General features: G+C 66.3%; 12 protein-coding genes and 1 pseudogene. 5 read left to right on the forward strand and 8 right to left on the reverse strand.

What is annotated here, in order from left to right; translation table 11 throughout:
* The first annotated feature begins 108 nt into the window (after positions 1-108).
* Positions 109-2,478, forward strand: a complete 2,370-nt coding sequence (locus V3B48_RS18410; protein ID WP_329894193.1) for a DUF3772 domain-containing protein — start codon at positions 109-111, stop codon at positions 2,476-2,478.
* Between the two features lie 519 nt (positions 2,479-2,997).
* On the opposite strand, the gene V3B48_RS18415 is transcribed toward V3B48_RS18410, so the two are convergent.
* Complete coding sequence (locus tag V3B48_RS18415) at positions 2,998-5,103, reverse strand: phosphoglycerol transferase I (protein ID WP_285301783.1); 2,106 nt, start codon at positions 5,101-5,103, stop codon at positions 2,998-3,000.
* A gap of 244 nt (positions 5,104-5,347) precedes the next feature.
* Positions 5,348-7,003: pseudogene (locus V3B48_RS18420) on the reverse strand (AarF/UbiB family protein); the annotation flags it as partial.
* 199 nt (positions 7,004-7,202) lie between these two features.
* Between V3B48_RS18420 and V3B48_RS18425 the strand changes: the two are divergent.
* A complete protein-coding gene (locus tag V3B48_RS18425; RefSeq protein WP_253146074.1) occupies positions 7,203-8,129 on the forward strand; it encodes a DUF808 domain-containing protein in 927 nt (308 codons plus the stop codon).
* A gap of 189 nt (positions 8,130-8,318) precedes the next feature.
* Here V3B48_RS18425 and V3B48_RS18430 read toward each other — a convergent pair whose 3' ends face one another.
* Positions 8,319-9,857 carry a GGDEF domain-containing protein gene (locus tag V3B48_RS18430; protein WP_014648695.1) on the reverse strand — a complete coding sequence of 513 codons (1,539 nt, stop codon included), beginning with the start codon at positions 9,855-9,857 and terminating at the stop codon, positions 8,319-8,321.
* 105 nt (positions 9,858-9,962) lie between these two features.
* Here V3B48_RS18430 and V3B48_RS18435 point away from each other — a divergent pair, with 105 nt between their 5' ends.
* The 3 genes from V3B48_RS18435 to V3B48_RS18445 all read left to right on the forward strand — a co-directional run bounded on the left by V3B48_RS18435 (position 9,963) and on the right by V3B48_RS18445 (position 11,975).
* Positions 9,963-10,598 carry an NAD-dependent dehydratase gene (locus V3B48_RS18435; protein WP_121504487.1) on the forward strand — a complete coding sequence of 212 codons (636 nt, stop codon included), beginning with the start codon at positions 9,963-9,965 and terminating at the stop codon, positions 10,596-10,598.
* The gene (locus V3B48_RS18440) at positions 10,598-11,305 is read left to right on the forward strand and encodes a YafY family protein (RefSeq protein WP_329894194.1); all 708 of its coding nucleotides are present in this window, start codon (positions 10,598-10,600) and stop codon (positions 11,303-11,305) included. The genes V3B48_RS18435 and V3B48_RS18440 overlap by 1 nt, the downstream gene beginning before the upstream one ends.
* 283 nt (positions 11,306-11,588) lie before the next feature.
* Positions 11,589-11,975 carry a VOC family protein gene (locus V3B48_RS18445; RefSeq protein ID WP_285301780.1) on the forward strand — a complete coding sequence of 129 codons (387 nt, stop codon included), beginning with the start codon at positions 11,589-11,591 and terminating at the stop codon, positions 11,973-11,975.
* A gap of 36 nt (positions 11,976-12,011) precedes the next feature.
* On the opposite strand, the gene V3B48_RS18450 is transcribed toward V3B48_RS18445, so the two are convergent.
* The 5 genes from V3B48_RS18450 to pdhA form a co-directional block, all read right to left on the reverse strand.
* Entirely contained in the window at positions 12,012-12,995 is a 984-nt protein-coding gene (locus V3B48_RS18450; protein ID WP_285301779.1) for a hypothetical protein, read from the reverse strand.
* 235 nt (positions 12,996-13,230) lie between these two features.
* Positions 13,231-14,619: a dihydrolipoamide acetyltransferase family protein gene (locus V3B48_RS18455; protein ID WP_329894195.1), complete on the reverse strand. Its 1,389-nt coding sequence runs from the start codon at positions 14,617-14,619 to the stop codon at positions 13,231-13,233.
* A complete protein-coding gene (locus V3B48_RS18460) occupies positions 14,616-14,969 on the reverse strand; it encodes an SH3 domain-containing protein (protein WP_005411349.1) in 354 nt (117 codons plus the stop codon). The genes V3B48_RS18455 and V3B48_RS18460 overlap by 4 nt, the downstream gene beginning before the upstream one ends.
* A 1-nt stretch (position 14,970) precedes the next feature.
* On the reverse strand, positions 14,971-16,038 hold the full coding sequence (locus V3B48_RS18465) for an alpha-ketoacid dehydrogenase subunit beta (RefSeq protein WP_019338598.1): 1,068 nt from the start codon (positions 16,036-16,038) through the stop codon (positions 14,971-14,973).
* The gene (gene pdhA, locus V3B48_RS18470) at positions 16,031-17,113 is read right to left on the reverse strand and encodes a pyruvate dehydrogenase (acetyl-transferring) E1 component subunit alpha (protein WP_329894196.1); all 1,083 of its coding nucleotides are present in this window, start codon (positions 17,111-17,113) and stop codon (positions 16,031-16,033) included. Before pdhA ends, V3B48_RS18465 begins: the two co-directional genes overlap by 8 nt.
* Positions 17,114-17,159: the final 46 nt, after the last annotated feature.

Here is a 17,159-nt window from a genome sequence, read left to right on the forward strand (position 1 = left end):
GCTCTGCCGTATAGTCGCGCGCAGGCGCGGTGGTCCGCGCGAACCGGTGTGGCTGGCTTGTCTTCTTTCCTGCGATCGATCCGTGCACGGGGGCCCTGGTGGGTCCTGATGCTGTGCACTGCCCTCCTGCTGTCCGCGCCGGTGCTGGCACAGGATGATGAGCCCACGCCGAAGCAGCAGCTGGCAGATATCGATGCGAAGCTGAAGGAAGTCGACCGCAAGCGTGGTGATGCGGCCGCCATCGAGACGCTGGCGATGCTGTCCGAGAATGCCTCGCAGGCGCGGCGGGATGCTGAGGCACTGGAAAAGGAGCTGCAGCCACAGCTGGTTCGCCTCGACGAACAACTGGCGCAGCTGGGCACACCTGCCGAAGGCACCACCGAGCCGCCTGAACTGGCGGCACAACGGCGCACCATCAACAAGCAGCGCGACGGCCTGGCCGCGTCCTTAGCGCAGGCCAAGACCAGTGCCGTGCGTGCCCAGCAGCTGGCAGCCGACATCGACCAGCAGCGCACTGCGCAACGCGCCGAAGACATGGGGAAGAAGGTCGCCTCGCCGTTGTCTCCAGCACTGTGGAGCAAGGTGGCCGAACGCCTGCCGATCGATATCGCACGCGTCGCGCCGTTGGCCGAGCAGGGGCGCGATACGTTTGTCGCTGGCGTCCGGGCCAATGGCTGGGGCACGCCGTTGCTGGGCCTGGTGGCCGCGCTGGTGATGATGTTCCCGCTGCGGCTGTGGCTGCGCAGGCTGGGGCGGCGCTTTGCGGAGTCCGAGCGCGCGCCGGACGGTCGCCTGCGCCGTTCCGGCCTGGCCATGTGGCTGCTGCTGGTGGGGACACTGCTGCCCGGCTATGCCGTGGTTGTACTGATGGCAGCGCTTGATGCGATCGATGCCATCGCGCCGCGCCTGCAGGTGGTGGCCGATGGGTTGGAAACCGCGACCTTCCGCGCCGCCTTCATCGCTGCACTCAGCGCCTGCATGCTGGTTCCCAAGCGGCCGTCGTGGCGGTTGCTGAATCTGGATGACACCGCCGCGCTCAAGCTGCGCAAGTACGCGTGGGGCGCGGCGGCGCTGGCCTGGCTGAGCACGGTGCTGGTGGCCCTCGATCAGGCCACGCGTACCAGCGACGTCACCACGGTGGCGCTGGATGGCCTGATTGCGCTGACTTACCTGGGCCTGATCATGGCCATGCTGGTGACCCTGGCGCGCCTGCATCGGCGGCAGACCGCCGAGGCCGAAGCCAAGCTGGAGGCGCAGGCCGATGGCGTGGGCGCGGCCACACCGGTGCGCCGCAGCAGCTGGCTGGTATTGGCACGCGTGGCGGGCAACGTCGCGGTAGTAGCGGCCATCATCGCCACCCTGCTGGGGTATCTGAACTTCGCCAAGTTTGTGAACCAGCAGCTGATCGGCGGCAGCATCGTGGTGCTGGCGGCGACCCTGCTGTTCAAATTCGTCGATGACCTGAGCACGTGGATGCTCAACGCCGACAGCAAGGTGGGTCAGACCATCCTGCTCAGTACCGGCCTGAGCGTGTCGCGGCTGGAGCAGGCCGGCGTGCTGCTGTCGGCGGCGCTGCGTACCGTGGTCGTGCTGCTCACGCTGCTTGCCCTGGTGGCGCCGTTCGGCAACATCGGTGCGGTGGTGGAGCGATTCACTTCGCTGCTCACCACGGGCATTCCGTTGGGCGGAACCACCCTGAAGCCGATGCAGATCGTGCTGGCGGTTGTGGTGCTCCTGGCCGGCCTGGCGATCACCCAGCTGGTGCAGCGCTGGCTGACCGATACCTACCTGCCCAAGACCGAACTGGACCTGGGGGCGCGCAACTCGGTCAGTACCGTCGCCCGCTACGTCGGCATCATCCTCGCCGTGATCTGGGCGTTGACGGCGATGGGGCTGGAGCTGACCAAGCTGGCGCTGCTCGTCAGTGCGTTGTCAGTGGGTATTGGTTTCGGCCTGCAGGTGATCACACAGAACTTCGTCTCCGGCCTGATCCTGCTGGCCGAGCGTCCGGTGAAGATCGGCGACTGGGTGAAGCTGGGCGACCAAGAGGGCGACATCCGCCGCATCAGCCTGCGCTCGACCGAGATCCAGGTGGGCGACAAGTCCACCCTGATCGTGCCCAACTCCGAGCTGGTCACCAAGACCGTGCGCAACATGACGATGGGCAACAACCAGGGCCGCATCCAGATCCAGTTCGCGGTGCCGCCAAGTACCGATGTCGGCAGCCTGCGTCAGGCGCTGCTGGATGCGTACACCGCGCACACCAACGTGCTGAAGCAGCCGGCCCCGACGGTCTACATCGACAGCATTGCCGGTGGTCAGATCACCATCAACAGCTTCGCGTACGTGGCCAGCCCGCGGCAGGTGTATGCGACCCGCAGCGATCTGTACTTCAGCCTGCTGCAGATCCTGGCGGAGCGGAACATTCCGCTGTCGACCCCGACCGACATCCACATCACCCGCGATCCGCAGGAGTAGGGGGTGTTCTGCAGGGCTGCGCCCTGCACCCGCTGAATCAACGTCAACCGCAAGAGCAACAGCAACAGCATGCATTCCGTGGTTTGGCGGGGCGGTGTCGGAGTGCGGGGACGCCGTAAATCCGTCCATGGAGGCTTGGCAGCCGCATCCATGCGGCTGACACCCCGCACTCCGACACCGCCCCACCTCTGACAGATTCCTGCGGCTGTCAGTGGGTGTCGACCTTGGTCGACACTTCTGTCAGATATCGAAATCAATCTGGGGTCAGATCCGTTTTCCTCCGGAAAACGGATCTGACCCCATCGGCATGTCCAACAGACCGCAGCAAACTGTCGAAGGCGGGGTGGGTCCGGTTGCGGGGGCGTGAGCCGCATGGATGCGGCGACCGAGCTTACATGGATGTACTTGCAGCGTCCCCCGCAACCGGACCCACCCCGCCAAACCACGGAATGCACGCTGTTGCCGTTGCTGTTGCTGTTGCTTCGGCAGGTGCAGGGCGCAGCCCTGCAAAGAAACCCCTTACCCCCGTGGTCGGCTGCGCGAGGGCACCAGTGCGAACGTATCCACCGCCAGCTTCTCGGCGTGGTTCAACCACGCGCGGATCTCCAGATCATCCACTTCGTGGTCCAGCCCGAACGACACGTTGATCTTGCCGTTGGCATCGGGCTGCACCCACTGCTGCGCCAGTACCACCTTGCGCTGCGAGGACACCGCCTCGATCCAGAAGCCGCGATCCGGGCGCGTGCTCGCCACCAGCTGCAGCATGTACTGGCCGGCACGGGTACGACGACCCTTCTGGGTGATCATGTGCGCCTGGCGCACGCTCGGGCGCGGGCCTTGGAACGCGTCCAGCGGTGCATCCACCGCGATGCCGCCACGCAGGTCGTTGTCGCGGTACAGCTTGATGCCGTTGTCGCGGTTGACCAGCAGGGCGCACCAGTCACCGTCGGCCGAGCCGTCCTCGAACGCGGTGCAGCGGTCGACGTAGGCCAGGGTGTTGTCCGGGTTGGCATCGTCGAACTGGCGTGAGGTGTTTTCCAGGTACACGGACTTCAGACTCCAGTCCTTGTCGTACTCCAGCAACACCGGTGGCTGCACGTGCTGCAGGCCGACCACCACCTGGTCATCGCCATCGATCTTCAGCTCGCGGGTTGGTTCGCCCAGCCACAGTGAACGCGCGAAGGCCAGATACTGTGGATAGTCACGGCCACCATCGCGCTGGGTGGCCACGCTGGCGCTGGGCGCGCGCTGGCCGTCGATCAGCGAACGGCCGAAGCCCATCGTCTTCAGGTTCGGGTCCAGCAGGCTGAGCAGGGTCGCACCCGAATCCAGGGTGGTGCCGGCGTCGGCGCTGAGCTGCTGCGGGGCAATGCCATCCCCCAGGAACAGCAGCAGGTTCTCGCGCTTCTGCCGGGTCAGGATGTGGGTCAGATCGTTGGGCATCGCCAGGTGGTCGGAGGCGATCACGATCAGCGTGTCCTTGCCGTACGGGCTGGCCTGGATGCGCTGCACCAGCTGCGAGATCAGCCGGTCGCTGCACTTGAGCGCGTTGAGCATGTTGATGTTGCCGTACTGGCTCTGGTAGCGCTCGCCCTTGCACGACACCGGCAGGTGACCCGCCGGGTGGTGGGTGTCCATGGTCAGCGTGGTCAGCATGAACGGCGAACCGGCGCGCGAGAGCTGCTCGAAGCGCTGGTAGGCGGTATCCAGCAGCACGTCATCGTGCACGCCCCAGGCCGAGTAGTGGATGCGGCCGATCTTCTTCTGCTGCTTGAACCACGCCAGGTCATGCACTTCATCGAAACCGTGGCTGGCCAGGAACTGGCCCTTGCCGGCGAACTGGCCGTTGGCACCGCCCAGATAGTGGTTGGTATAGCCCTGCTGCTTCAGGTAATCGCCCAGGCACACGGCCTTGGGCAGGAAGCTGCCCATGCGGTCCATGCTGTTCTCATCGCCCTGCGAAGTGGTCAGCGGCACGCCGCACATCGACGAGACCAGGCCGGCGATGGTCCAGCCGCTGCCCTCGGCCGAGGCCAGGTTGCGCACGTCCAGTGACTCGGACGCCAGGCGGTTGAGGTTGGGCATCAGGCCGGGAAACACGGCCTCGTCCAGGTAGGTACGTTCCAGGCTCTCGCCGTAGATCCAGACGATGTTGCGCGGGCGCTGCAGCGGCTGCGTCGGCACCTGGTACTCGGGGGCGATGCGGGCGAAGTCGACCGGGCGCAGCTGCTGGTACAGGCGCTGGCCGTCGCGGGCCAGCGGGCTGATCATGATCGTGGCCACCCATACGGCCGCGAAACCGGCGAACAATGCGCCACCATGGCCGGGCCGGCGCCAGCGCTTCACCCGCGTGGCGAACAGCGGCAGCAGCGAGACCAGCGCCAGCACGATGAAGCCGGCGATATAGCCCTTGAAGTCGGAGACACCGGCGCCTTCCATGTCGGCGCCCAGGTGGTACAGGGTGGCGGCATTGAGCCCATCACCGGACAGCTTGTCGATCAGCCACCACGCGCTGAGCATGAGCAGCAGCAGCGAGAACGCACCAGCCTTCCACCACACCCACTTGTCGGACGCGAGGAACAACCAGCACAGCAGCAACAACGACAGCAGCAGTATCCAGAGCATAGGCAGCTTCGGCAGTGACGGGGTGGTGGTGATGGACGTCGTACCGACGCGTGTCCATCCGACCGACGCTGCCACAAGCACATGCACATGACAGGCCGATGACCCGATAGTGCATGCACGAACCTGACTGAAATGTTTGTTGAAATAACACGCGCGCAATCGCGCTCAGAAGGTAAAACGAGCGTGAAGGGCTTCGTTGGATTGCATTAAAAACCGCATGAATACGGCGGTTTTCGCTGATGCGCTAGCGATGCCCGCGTTCTTCGCGTGCCCGCGCACGACGGTCGAACAGCAATGCACTGGTCACGATGCCAAGGCCGAGAACCACGCCGATGAACAGCAGAATCAGCGCAATGAGCGGGTAGCCGAACAGGTGCCAGCCGGTGTCGATCTTCATCATCATCGCCGCAGCCATGATCAATGCGGCACTGATGATGCCGGCAGCCACGCGGTTGGCGATCTTCTGCAGGTTCTCCATCAACCGCGATTCTTCCAGGCCGGTCACCTTCATCTGCAGGCGGTTCTCGGCCAGCAGCGCCATGATGTCCGACAGCTTGCGCGGCCCATCGCGCAGCAGCTGCTGCAGTTCCATCGCCTCGCTGGCGAGGTTGGCGGCAGACAGCGATTTCTTCAGGCGCGCACGCATCACGTGCTGCAGCTGGCGCTCAACGATGCGGCGGGTTTCCAGCTCGGGTGCCAGCAGCCGGCACACGGTTTCCAGATTGAGCAGGGCCTTGCCCAGCAGGCTCAGTTCCGGCGGCGTGCGCAGGCCGCAGGCGGTGGCGATGCGCACCAGGTCCAGCACCACGCGGCCTTCCGAGAAGCTGCCACTGGCGGCGTAGCGCGCGATCAGCTGGCCGGTCTCGCGCAGGTAGCGCTCCTCGTCGAACGCCTCCAGCCGCGTGCTGATGCTGATCAGGTCGTCGGCTACTTCTTCGCCACGGCCATCGACCGCGGCGAACAGGATCTTCAGCAGGCGCTCGCGCAGGCGCGGTGGCATGTGCGCGACCATGCCCAGGTCGAAGATCGCCAGCCGTCCATCGGGCATCACCCGCAGGTTGCCGGGGTGCGGGTCGGCATGGATCTCGCCATGCACGAAGATCTGGTCCAGGTAGCCGCGGATCAGCGCCGCCGCCAGAGGATCCATCGATTGCTCGGTGCGGCGCACATCGGGAATCGCATCCACGCGCACGCCGGTGGCCAGTTCCATGGTCAGCACGCGCTGGCTGCTGTAGTCCCACAGCGGCTGCGGAATCCACAGGCGGCGGAACGGCTTCAGGTGCCGGCCGAAACGGGCCAGGTTCTCGGCCTCGGCGTGGTAGTCCAGCTCCTGCATCAGGGTCTTGGCGAACTCGTTGAGCCAGTCGCGCAGGCGCACCCGACGGCCCACCTGGGTCAGGTGGTCGGCGGCCAGCGCGAAGCTGCGCAGTGCCTCCAGGTCCGAGCGCAGCTGCGCGGCGACCTCGGGTTTCTGCACCTTCACCGCCACCTGGCGGCCATCGTGCAGCACCGCGCGATGCACCTGCGCGATCGAGGCACAGCCCAATGGCTCGGGATCGAACGCGGCGAACAGCTTGTTCACCGGCGCGCCCAGCTCCTGTTCGACGATGGCATGGATGCGCTCGACCGGAATCTCGGCCACCTTTTCCTGCATGCGCTCCAGCGCCGTGGCGAACTCCACCGGCACCATGTCCGGGCGGGTGGACAGCATCTGGCCTAGTTTGACGAAGGTCGGTCCCAGCGCTTCCAGGTCGCTGACGAACTGTTCCGGGTTGCCATCGGCGGGCACGTCGGCCTGGTTGCTGGCGGCGTCCAGGTTCATGCCCGAGAACACGCCCGAATGGCGGTAGCGCATCAGCAGGCGCAGGATCTGGCTGCGCCGGTTCATGCCTTTGACCAGCGGGGGATTGCCATTGGCGGTGGGCGGATTGCTCAAGCGACACTCCCATGCGACGGATACAGGTAGTGCCGGCCGCTGGCCGGCAATGTCCGGATTACGCAGTGTCGCCGGGGGGCGGTAGGCACGCGGTGAATCCGACCGCTTCCGCAGCTGCCCCGGTATCGGTCAGAATCCGCTCATTCCCTCACTTGGACGCCCCATGGCCGGTGCCAGCCTGTTCGCCCTGCTCGACGATATCGCCACCCTGCTGGACGACGTCTCGGTCCTGACCAAGGTCGCGGCAAAGAAGACCGCCGGCGTGCTGGGCGACGACCTGGCGCTGAACGCGCAGCAGGTGACCGGGGTCAACGCCAACCGTGAACTGCCGGTGGTGTGGGCGGTGGCCAAGGGCTCGCTGGTCAACAAGGTGATCCTGGTACCGGCGGCGCTGGCGATCAGTGCACTGGAGGCGTGGCTGCACAGCCGTGGCTGGAACGTGCCGCTGATCGTGCCATTGATGATGATCGGCGGTGCCTTCCTCTGCTTCGAGGGCGTGGAGAAGCTGGCGCATCGCTTCCTGCATTCGGCTGACGACGATGCCGAGCATCAGGCCGAGCGGCGCAAGGCGCTGGCCGATACCCAGGTGGACATGGTTGCGTGGGAGAAGGACAAGGTAAAAGGCGCGATCCGCACCGACTTCATCCTCTCGGCCGAGATCATCGTGTTGACCCTGGGCGTGGTCGCCACCGCACCGTTCACCAACCAGGTGGTCACCCTGGCCGTGGTTGCACTGGCGATGACGGTCTTCGTCTATGGGCTGGTCGCGGGCATCGTGAAGCTTGATGACGTCGGCCTGTACCTGTCGCGCAAGGGTGGGGCTGTGGCCGCCTTCGGTCGCGGCCTGGTGGCCTCGGCGCCGTGGCTGATGAAGTTCCTGTCGGTGGCCGGCACCATCGCCATGTTCCTGGTCGGCGGCGGCATCCTGGTGCACAACGTGCCGGCACTGCACCACGCGGTGCAGGCACTGGGTGGCGAAGGGCAGTGGGGCTGGCTGATCAGCGCTGCGGCCAACATGGTGGTGGGCATCATCGCCGGCGCCATCGTGCTGGCGGCGGTGACCGGGTTCCAGAAGCTGCGCGGTAAGTAAGCGGCGGCCCATTGCCCGGTAGAGGCCGACCTTGGTCGGCGCTTTGTTTCCGCGTGTGCCAACCAAGGTTGGCACCTACCAAAGCGCTGTCCCTTGCGTTGGTAGAGGCCGACCTTGGTCGGCGCTTTGTTCCGGCGTGTGCCAACCAAGGTTGCCACCTACCGAAGCGGTTTGCGGTGGGCCGGACGATCAACCCGCCTGCACCCGGTTCTTGCCCTGCCGCTTGGCCGCATACAGCGCGTCATCGGCGCGCCGCAGCAGGGTCTCGGTATCGTCGCCGGGCTGCCATTGCGCCAGCCCGGCACTGAAATGCACCGGCACGCGCCGGTCCTGCACGGTCAACACGCGGTGCGCCAGTGAACGCTGCAGGCGTTGCACGGTGGCCATGCTGTCGGCACCCTGGGTCTCCGGCAGCACCAGCACGAACTCGTCGCCACCCAGTCGCGCGATGCCATCGGTGGCGCGCAGCAGCAGCTTGCAGACGGCCACCAGGTGCTGCAGCAGTGCATCGCCACCGGCATGGCCATGTGCATCGTTGGTCTGGTGGAAATCATCCAGATCGATCACCGCCACGCCCAGCGGCGAGTTGTTGCGTGCGGCGCGGGCCAGCTCGCGTTGCAGCAGTTCGTCCAGGCCGCGTCGGTTCAGCGCCTGAGTCAGTGGATCGATGCGCGCCAGGTCACCAGCGGCCCGCAGTTCCTGCTCCAGCTCGGCAATGCGTTGCTCTGCACGTTCCACTTCCTGGCGCGCGTTGGCCAGGTGATCGCGCGCCTGCGCGGCCTGCTGCTGCACCTTGCCGGTGTCGCGCATCACGTCCTGCAGCAGTTGGTTGAGGTCGGCGATGCTGCGTGCCTCGCGCAGCTGCAGCGCGTAGCTGCCGATGCGGTCGTGGTATTCGCCGGTGCTGGTGGCCATGCCGTCCATGCGCTCGATGAACTCGCCCATCAGCCCGCGCATCGCAGCCTTCGAATCGTCGATGCCCTGGCGCAGCAGCCCCTGCTTGTAGATCACTTCGCGCAGCTCGGCGCGGGTGCGCTCGACCGCCTCAGCTTCCAACGGCCCGTCCAGCAGCTGGCGTACCGCGGCGATCTGGCCCTGCAGCCAGCTGCGGTCATCCAGCAGCTCGCTCACGTTCTCCAGCAGCAACGCAAACAGTTCCAGCAGCAACGCCTGCTGCTCCTGCCAGCTCTCGGCACGCACGCCGACCTGGTGGCCGAGCTCGCGCACGCCCTGTTCGATCGGTTCCAGCGCCGTACCCGGTTGCCACTGGCGCAGGTGCATGGCCAATGCCTGTGCCTGTTCGCGCAGATCGGGGTCGTGTTGCAGCAGGGCCACCACCGCGCCGCCCAGCAGCAGCCGCAGCTGCTCGGACAAGCGCAGGCTTTCCGGCTGCCCATCCGGCGAATGCTGTTCGATGGTGCGGATGTACTTGTCGATCAGCTGCCGCATCGCGCGCCCATAGCGCGGCCAATCGGCGCTGGCCTGCGCCGACTGCAGGCGGTCGCCCATGTCGCCCAGTTCGCCGGGCAGGGTGGCCATGCCATTGGCGAATGCGGCCAGCAGCGGCTCCGGTGCGTCGGCCCCGGCGAACAGCTGCTGCAGGGCCACGCCACCGCCACCCTGCAGCACCACGCGGTCGCCCAGCCCATCGTCCACCACCGCGCGCACGCGTGCCGGCGGCCCAAGGGCGGTACCGGGGGCAGGGCGGTGGTCGGGCTGGTCCGTCATGGAGCAAATCCTGGGGCTGGCAGGGACTGGTTCCAGCATATCGGCGCGGCCGCCGACGGCTTGAACGGCTAGGATGGGCGACAGGATGCCGCAGTGGAGGTGGTGATGCGCGTGATGTTGCTGGGGGCGACCGGGCTGGTCGGTGGGCTGACCCTGTCCAGGCTGCTGGACGACCCGCGCTGCAGCGCCGTGATCGCGCCGACCCGCCGCCCGTTGGCTGTGGCCCACGCCAAGCAGGAGAACCCGGTGCTGGCCTTCGATGCGCTGCCTGCCTCGCCCGAGTGGACGCGCGTGGACGCGGTCATCTGCGCGCTCGGCAGCACCATTGCCCAAGCCGGCAGCCGCGAGGCCTTCCACCGTATCGACCATGACTACCCGCTGGCGTTCGCCCGCCTGGCGCAGGCGCAGGATGCGCAGACCTATGTGCTGAATTCCGCAGCCGGCGCCAACCCGCAGTCGTCGATCTTCTACAGCCGGGTGAAGGGCGAGCTGGAGCATGACCTGCGCGCGCTGGGCTTCAACTCGTTGACCCTGGTCCGCCCCGGGCTGATCGGCGGCGAGCGCACCGAGGTGCGACGTGGCGAGCGCCTGGCGCTGACGGTGTTGGGGGCATTGGGGCCGCTGCTGCCACGGGCGTGGCGGATCAACCCGGCCAGCGAAATCGCGAAGGCACTGGTCGAGGCCGCGCTGGCCCCGCAACCGGGTGAGCATGTGGTGGCATCGAGCGCGCTGGTCGGCTGATGTCGCGTGCGCTGCGCCTGACCCAGCTTCAACAGCTGCTGCGCCGCCATCGACGGCCGGTGGCCGGGCAGGTGCTGGCCGAAGCGCTGGGCATCAGCTTGCGAAGGCTGTACCGCGATATCGAGACCCTGCGCGAGCAAGGCGCCGACCTGCGTGGTGAGGCTGGCGTCGGCTACCAGCTGGCACCTAGCGATACCCTGCCGCCGATGACCCTGCCACCCGCAGAGATCGATGCACTGGTGCTGGGCCTGCGCTGGGTTGCGGCCCGCACCGAACCCGCGTTGGCCGAGGCCGCACGCGATGCCTTGGCCCGCATTGCGCATGTATTGCCTGCAGCACGGCGCGAAGCGCTGCGTGACAGCGGCCTGCGCGTGGGTCCCTCGCGTGCGGCAGCCAAGGTGCCGGCGGCACGCCTGCAGGCCGTGCGTGAGGCTGTGGGGTCGCAGCAGCGCCTGAAGTTCGGCTACCAGGATGCACAGGGCCAGCGCAGCGAGCGCATTGTCTGGCCGTTCGCACTGGGCTACTTCGATGAAGTGCCGATGCTGGCGGCGTGGTGCGAAGGCCGCGAGGACTTCCGCCATTTCCGGCTGGACCGCATCCGCCAGGTGCGCGTGCTGGAGGATCGCTACCTCGTGCCGCGCGCCACCCTGCTGCGGCGCTGGCAGAAGGCACAGGGCATCGCACCGGACTGGCTGGACCGTTCGTAGGGTCGAGCGTGCTCGACTGCTTCCGTGCATCGCTTCCGGCTCCTGGGGACGGCGGCCTTCGCTCTTCGCTCCTGGTAGAGGTCGAGCTTGCTCGACCGCCTTTGATCTTCGCGAACAGCAGTCGAGCAAGCTCGACATCTACCAGAGCAACGGCAACAGCAGTCGAGCAAGCTCGACATCTATCAGGGCCGGGGCAACAGCAGTCGATCACGCTCGACGCTACTGACAGAATCTGTCAGCAGGGCCGTACCACCATGATTGCTCCCAACAACGGAGCTTCCCCATGTTCACGCCCAGCACCCTGCTGCAGTACGTGCGCGACGTCGCCACCAGCGCCACCTTCTACAGTGGGATTCTCGGCAAGCCACCGGTCGAGCAGTCGCCCGGTTTCGCCCTGTTCCTGCTCGGCGATGGCGCCGCACTGGGCCTGTGGCAACGCGACGACGTGCAGCCACCTGTGTCTGCGCAGGCCGGTGCCGCCGAACTGGCGATGGTGGTCGCCAACCCGGAGGCCGTGCAGCAGATGCACGATGCGTGGCGCGGGCTCGGCGTGTGGATTCTGCAGGCACCGGTGACCCTGGAATTCGGCCACACCTTCGTCGGTGCCGATCCGGATGGCCATCGCCTGCGTGTCTATAGCCGCGCCGAGGGCATGGTCGCGCGGAACTGATCAAGGGAGGGGGCCGGCACTTGCTGGCTCCTGGACCTACCCTTGCTTCTGCGCTGCTTCGATGACGATTGAGAATGTCTCGTCGTCTTCCGAATCCCGCTCAATGGCCAGCTGGGCCAGCTCTCCGACCACATCGCGGCCGGGATTGCACCGCCTGAGTTCCTTGATGAACTGCCGTATCTGACGGGGCGTCAGTTCACAACCTGGATAATCAAACAGATTGAGCGCGGCATCTGAAGAACGGCCCAGCAGTTCAGGTGCGAGGATGGAATAGGCTTTGATGTAGCGGGAGAACGGAATATCCGAAAGGAAGTTGTCCGTTGCAGTCATGATCGACGCATCATGTGGTGGGTCGCGAAGAAATTCCCTCATGACTGCCAGGACGACTTCTACTGACGGTGGTTTCGTCAGTGGCCTGTAGAAGTGGTCGGCGTATGCACAGCAGCCTTCGTGGGTGACTGCAGCATCCGATAGCGTTGCCAGCGTTGAGATCCAGACGTCAGCGTCCAGCGGCGTAGCCGGTTCGGCGTCTCCTTGTTGATCGGTTTTGGCGATGAGTGCCCGGACGATGGGCTCGCCATTGCGCCATGACTGCAGACGAGAATCGATAATCGCGTAAACCTGCTCCTGCTTGTCCCACATGGCGTCCGGTGAAGGCATTTCGCTTTGCAGAAAAAGGGAGAAGAAATCCGAGGAATAGGGTGCGCGTTTGCAGAAGTAGCGAACGGTAAACTCCAGCAGTTCCGGGTCGAACGCCGCGCCGGGGATTTCGTCCTGAAAAGCAGCTTCGATGCATGCCAAGGCATCTTCCGGCGAAAGAGCGGCCGCCACCGCAGATCCGACAGATGCGTCAAGGAACGCGCTATTTCGGGAGAGCCAACGCAGGAAGATGATGTCCAGAACCCAACTCGTGCTCGATGGATCCTCATCTCTCGGCAGCAGTGTGCTGAACGGGGAGGCGCGGAAAAAATCATCAACCTTGTTCCGGATTTCTTCGAGTGTGGGTGGTGTCTCGAACATGGAAATTCGACGTCTGCAGAGAGGCTCAATGCTATCGAGCTACTCTTGGGAATCCATGCAACTATTCTCAAAATGCCCCCTTGCGCTCTCGCCCGACCGTCGGAGAGCCCAGTAGATCCACGTCCATGCGTAGATGGGGTGCGACGGAGCAGGCACAAAAAAACGCCGGGCATTGCCCGGCGTTTCTCCAATTCATGTGCCAACCAAGGTTGGCACCCACCGATAAGGTGGCCGATCAGCTGGCCAGGGCCAGGTCGTCCATCATCGCGCGCAGGAAGCGGGCCGCTTCACCACCGGTAGCCGCGCGGTGGTCGAAGGTGACCGACAGCGGGATCACCTTGTGCGCTTCCACGCCGCCCATCACCGGGGTCATCTGGTGGCGGGCACGGCCGGCACCGACGATGGCCACGCACGGCGGCACCACGACCGGGGTCGCGTAGCGGCCGGCGAACATGCCGAAATTGGACAACGAGATGGTGTAGCCGCTCAGTTCCGAGGCGGCGATCGAACGCGATTCGACCTGCTCGCGCAGGCGGTTGACGCCTTCACGGATGCCGCGTGCGTCGAGCATGTCGGCGTTGCGCAGTGCTGGCACGAACAGGCCGTCGTCGGTGTCCACGGCGATGCCGATGTCCACCTGCGCGTGCAGGGTGCGGGTCAGCGCTTCACCGTCGAACCAGGCGTTCATCGCCGGCACCTTCTGCGCGGCGACCACGATCGAACGCACCAGGCGCGCGGTGACGTCGTTGCCCGGCAGCCAGGCGTGGATGTCGGCATCGTCGTTCAGCGTGGTCGGCACGACCTTGCTGTGCGCATCGGCCATCACGCGCGCCATGTTGCGGCGAACGCCCTTCAGCGGTTCCGGCTGGCCCTTGGCGACCACGCCCGGCGGCTGGGTGCGCATCGGCTTGCCGGCGGCGGACAGCGGGGTGCGGGCTTCGCTCTGCACCGGGGCAGACACCTGCGCCGGGGCCGGCGCGGCATAGGCGGCGGCAGCGGCCGGGGCCGGAGCGGCGCCGATCTTGGCGGTGCCGTTGGCGGCGGCCTGCTTGACGTCGGCCATGGTCACCGCGCCATCGGCGCCGGTGGCGCGTACGCGGGACAGGTCCACGCCCAGCTTGCGCGCGGTGGCACGCACGGCCGGCACGGCCTTGACGCCACCGACGGCGAGCGCCTGCTCGGCGTGCACGGCATTGGAGCTCTGCATCGCGCCGACCACGGTACCGGCGTCATCACGTTCGGCGGCGGCGGGCTTGGCGGCTTCGGCGGCCACCGGTGCGGCAGCGGCCGGCAGCGGCGGCGGGGTCGGTGCTGCGGCAGGTGCGGCATGGCCGTGGCTGTGGCCGGTGTCCTGGCCATCGGCGCGCTGCGGCAGGTTCGGGTCCAGCTCGAAGCTGGCCAGCACCGAACCGGTCGGGATGATATCGCCGGCGGCGCCGGACAGCTTCAGCACCTTGCCGGAGAACGGCGACGGCACCTCGACGACGGCCTTGGCGGTCTCCATCGAGACCAGCGGCTCGTCCAGCTTGATCACATCGCCTTCCTTGACGAACCACTCGACGATGGTCGCGTCCGGCAGGCCTTCGCCCAGGTCGGGCAGGTTGAAGTTCTTGGTCTGGCTCATTTGCAGTTCTCTTCCAGCAGTTCCAGTTCGCGGGCCGGCAGCCAACCCGTCGCGCCATTGGCGCGCTCGGACCACCACCACCCGCCGTGTTCGTGATGAAGCTTCACCATCTCGCCGCTTTCCACATCCAGCTCGCGGGCGTCGTAGTCGCACAGCGCTTCGGCGCGACCCTCGTCCAGCAGCTGCAACCAGGCGATGGGCGCCCATCCAGCGCGCCCATCGTTGGTGCGTACCCAGGCAAACGCCGGCCATTCCTCGTCACGGACACCTACTTCGACGATCTGGCCGGTGTGGAACCGGAGCGGGTTGGGATACTGGCTGCGGTAAGCCCCCAGAAGGCGGGCCCGCATGTCAGCCGGCCGCCACCGCGCGCTTGGCCGCAGCCACGATCCGCTCAACGCTCGGCAGGTACTTCATTTCCAGGCGGAACAGCGGAATGTGGGTGTCGTAGCCAGTAACGCGCTCGACCGGGGCCAGCAGGTCGTAGATCGATTCCTCGGCCAGGCGCGCAGCGATCTCGGCGCCGAAGCCCGCGGTCTTCGGGGCCTCCTGCACGATCACGCAGCGGCCGGTCTTGGCCACCGATTCGGCGATGGTGGCGAAGTCCAGCGGACGCAGCGTGGCCACGTCGATGACTTCGGCACTGATGCCTTCACCGGCCAGCTTGTCGGCCGCTTCCAGCGCTTCCTTCACCTGCGCGCCCCAGGTCACCAGGGTCACGTCGGTGCCGTCGCGCAGCACGAAGCAGACGTCCAGCGGCAAGGCTTCGCCGTCGTTGACGACCACTTCCTTGTACTGGCGGTAGATGCGCTTGGGCTCCATGTAGATCACCGGATCCGGTTCGCGGATCGCGGCCAGCAGCAGGCCATAGGCACGCTGCGGCGACGACGGCAGCACCACGCGCAGGCCCGGCACGTTGGTGAAGATCGCCTCGTTGGCTTCGCTGTGATGTTCCGGCGCGCGGATGCCACCGCCCCACGGCACGCGCAGCACCATCGGGCAGTGCAGGCGGCCACGCGTGCGGTAACGCAGGCGTGCGGCGTGGCAGACGATATGGTCGACCATCGGGTACATGAAGCCGTCGAACTGGGCCTCGGCCACCGGCTTCATGCCCTGCGCGGCCAAGCCGATGGTCAGGCCGGCGATGGTGGTTTCATCCAGCGGGGTGTCGAGGATGCGTTCGGAGCCGAAGCGCTGCTGCAGGCCGGCGGTGGCGCGGAACACACCGCCGTTGACGCCCACGTCCTCGCCCAGCACCAGCACCGACGGGTCGTGCTCCAGCTCCCAGGCCAGTGCCTGGGTGATGGCTTCGATCAGGGTGATGGGGGTGGTGGTCATGCTCTCTTCTCCGCGCGCGACGGCGGCGCTGTCGGCGGCGTTGGTGTGCGCGCCGGGCGCGCCGTTCTTGATCTCATCCATGGCGCTGCTCCAAGGCGATCGCCTGGGCACGCTGGGCCAGCAGGTCCTGCGGCGGATCGGCGTAGAGGAAATCGAACATCGCCTCGACCGGCTGCACCGGCGTGTTGAGGTACAGGTTCACTTCCTCGTCCACGCGCGTGCCGCATTCGGCGACCCAAGCAGTTTCCTCTTCTTCGCTCCACACACCGGCGTTGATCAGGTACTTGCGCAGGCGCAGCATCGGCTCGCGCTGCCAGGCATCCTTCACTTCGGCGTCGTCGCGGTAGCGGCGCGCGTCATCGGCGGTGGTGTGGTCGGACAGGCGGTAGGTCATCAGTTCCAGCACGGTGCCACCGTTGCCGGCCAGCGCACGTTCGCGTGCCTGCTCCATTGCCGCCAGCACTGCGATCAGGTCGTTGCCGTCCACCTGCAGGCAGTGCAGGCCGCCGGCCAGGCCCTTCTGCGCCAGCGTTTCGGCACCGGTCTGGGCCGAACGCGGAACCGAGATGGCCCAGCCGTTGTTGACGATGCACAGGATCAGCGGCAGCTTGTAGGCGCCGGCCGAATTCAGGGCCGCGTAGAAGTCGGTCTTGGAGCTGCCGCCGTCGCCACATACGGCCACCGCGATCTGCGGTTCCTTTTTGAGCTTGAACTTCAGCGCCGCGCCTGCGGCATGCAGGCACTGGGTGGAAATCGGCACGCAGAACGGGAAGTCCTTGGCCGCGTTGCCGCCGTAGTCGTTGCCGCGCTCGTCGCCGCCCCAGTACATCAGCACGTCGTGCGGGCGCACGCCGCGCATGAACATCGCGCCATACTCGCGGTAGGACGGTGCGAACACGTCGTCCTTCTGCATCGCAGCGCCGATACCCACGTGCGCGGCTTCATGGCCCAGGCAGGCAGCATAGGTGCCGAGCTTGCCGGTGCGCTGCAGCGCGATGGATTTGCTGTCGAACGTACGTACGAACAGCATCTGCTTGAACAGCGGCACCAGGACCTTGGGGTCGCGCAGCGACGCGGGCAGGTCATCGCGGACGAGCGTGCCGTCCGTATCCAGGTACTGCAGGTATTCGATCTTGAATTCAGCGGCAACCGTCATTGCGTACTGCACCTTCGACAGAGAAGTTACAAATGATATGAATCGC

The organism is Stenotrophomonas sp. SMYL20 (assembly GCF_036320045.1).
In the GTDB taxonomy this organism is placed as follows: Bacteria; Pseudomonadota; Gammaproteobacteria; order Xanthomonadales; family Xanthomonadaceae; genus Stenotrophomonas; species Stenotrophomonas maltophilia_A.